General features: G+C 75.9%; 3 protein-coding genes. 1 reads left to right on the forward strand and 2 read right to left on the reverse strand.

What is annotated here, in order from left to right; translation table 11 throughout:
* A partial coding sequence (locus JM949_RS35300) for an endonuclease/exonuclease/phosphatase family protein (RefSeq protein WP_238434453.1) occupies positions 1-964 on the forward strand: 964 nt, incomplete at its 5' end.
* 112 nt (positions 965-1,076) lie between these two features.
* Here the strand turns inward: JM949_RS35300 and JM949_RS35305 are convergent.
* Together JM949_RS35305 and JM949_RS35310 are read right to left on the reverse strand one after the other, a co-directional pair.
* Positions 1,077-1,955 (reverse strand): NUDIX hydrolase, encoded by an 879-nt coding sequence (locus JM949_RS35305; RefSeq protein WP_203152387.1) that lies wholly within the window; start codon positions 1,953-1,955, stop codon positions 1,077-1,079.
* Positions 1,943-2,338: CHAD domain-containing protein (locus tag JM949_RS35310; protein ID WP_203152388.1), on the reverse strand; the 396-nt coding region annotated here is incomplete at its 5' end. The genes JM949_RS35310 and JM949_RS35305, both read right to left, overlap by 13 nt.

The following is a 2,338-nucleotide window of genomic DNA, read 5'->3' on the forward strand; positions in this document are numbered from 1 at the left end:
CCCGGCGGGCCCGGACCGTGACCCCACCAGCGCCAGCCCCGCCGCCGACCCCGGCGACGCGGCGGTCCGCCGGGGTTACGCGGTCGCCGCCGGCATGCTCGTCTTCGCCCTCGGTGCGGTCGGGTACTACTCCGCCTACGACCTCGGCTACCCCAACGCGGCGGTGCCCGTCGTGGTGGCCGGGCTGGTCGCCGTGGTGGCGTTGCGGGCCCGGCCCGTCGTGCACCGGCTTCCCGGGCCGTTTCCGCCGCTGCGGACCGCCGCCACGGTCACCGCGTTGGCGCTGCTGGCACCGGTGCTCGCCGACCAGGTGCCGGTTGCCAGCAACCGAATCGGCCCACCGGAGCGGCTGACAGTGGTGGCGTACAACGTGCGGATGGGCTTCGGGCTGGACGGTCGGTTCGACCTGACCGGGCTGACCGGGACCTTCCAGCAACGAAGGCCCGACGTGGTGTTGCTGAGCGAGGTGGACCGGGCCTGGCTGCTCAACGGTGGGCACGACACCCTCGACCTGCTGGCCGACCGGCTCGGCATGCCGTACGTCTTCGGTCCGGCCGCCGACCCCGTCTGGGGTGACGCGGTACTCAGCCACTGGCCGGTGAGCGATGCGCGGAGCCTCCCGCTGCCGGCCGTCGGGGCGCCCACCGGCGCGCAGGCGCTCGCCGTCACGCTGGACCTCGGCGACGGCGTCCGGACCGCCGTGGTCAGCACCCACCTGCAACCGCCACCCGGCCGGGGACCGGTGGTCCAGGCCCGCGCGGTCGCCGACTTCGCCACCGGGTACGCCGCCGGCCGGCCACTGGTCGTCGCCGGCGACCTGAACACCGAGCCGGGTGACGAGGCGTTCGCACAGTTCACGGCCGCCGGGCTGGTCGACGCGTTGGCCGCCGCCCGACCGCTGGCAACCAGCCCGGCGACGACCCGCACGAGCAGATCGACCACATCCTCGTCTCACCCGAGCTGACTCCCAGCGACCCGGGCGCGCCGCGTAGCACGGCCAGTGACCACCTGCCGGTCGTGGTGACCCTGACCCTGCCAGCACCCCGCTGACCCGGTGGCCGACCGCTCAGGCGGGTCTACAGCCGGTCGGCGGCCAGCAGCCGGTCGGCCGCGAAGGCGAGCAGCCACCCGCCGCCCTTCGGGGTGGAGAAGTCCTCGTCGGAACGGCCGGTCAGCTGCTCCAGGGCACCCGGCAGCACCTTGCCCTGGGTGCACACCGCCACCTGCCCACCGGCCCCGGCCAACTCCAGCACCCGCGCGGCGGTGGCCAGGCTCCGCTCGTCGCTCTGCTGGCCGGGCTGCGGCTCGTCCAGGTCCCCGCACACCTCGATGGGCAGGTCGAGCAGGGTGGCGGCCGGGTCGAGAGTCTGCACGCAGCGTCGCGGCGACGCCGACACCAGCCGCCCCGGTCGGATCAGGACGATCAGCCCGGCCAGCGTGGACGCCTGCGCCCACCCCTCGGCGTCCAGCGGCCGCCCGACGTCCGGCCCGGACCAGGTGGCCCGCTTACCGGCGTGCGCGTGCCGGACCAGCGCGACCGTCGCCGTCACCGGTGGCAGCGCGGCGAACGCCGCCAACACCTCGGCGTCGTGGGGGTAGCTGACCAGCCGGATGGCGTCGTCCACCGGGAGCCAGCGGATGTCGTCCACCTCGGTGCCGGGTTGGAAACCGCCGCTGGCCACCGCGAGCATCGACCAGTAGTCGACCAGCTTGGCCTGCCCCTCGCTGCGGTACCGCGCCGACGGCAACCGGACCTGCGGCACACCCCGCACGTCGGCCTCCTCGGCCACCTCGCGGACCGCGGCGGCCAGGGCCGGCTCGCCCGGTTCGAGCTTGCCCTTCGGCAGCGTCCAGTCGCCGTAGCGGGGGCGGTGCACCACGCAGACGCGTACGCCGTCGGCGGACGGCCGCCAGGCCACCCCGCCCGCCGCGCGGATGCCCGTCACGGCAGCCAACTGGTCCGCCGGGGCCGGGTCGCCCGGTGCCAGGCGGCCGGGAAGAGTGCCCGCATCCGGCGTACCGACTCGCGTTCCCGCTCGGCCAGCCGCCCGGCGGTGACCGCCAGGTCGTGGTCGTCCGGCCGCTCGGCGGCGATCTCCAGCCAGGTCTCCGCCGCCACCGCCGCGTCCTGGTGCTCGCCGAGCACGTCCTGCACCCGAGCGAGGGCGCGGGACAGCCGGCGCGCGCCCTTGCTGACCGCCGGGGCCACCGCGTTGACCGCGTACCGGGCCTGTTTGCCCTCCTTGCGAACGGCGTGCCAGCGCTCGTCCGGCGACAGCGCGGCCAGCCCGTCCACGCCGTCCGGCCCGGTCAGCCGCCGCCACGGCCGGGCCACCAA

The sequence above is a fragment of the Micromonospora tarensis genome (assembly GCF_016803395.1).
Lineage (GTDB): Bacteria > Actinomycetota > Actinomycetes > Mycobacteriales > Micromonosporaceae > Micromonospora > Micromonospora tarensis.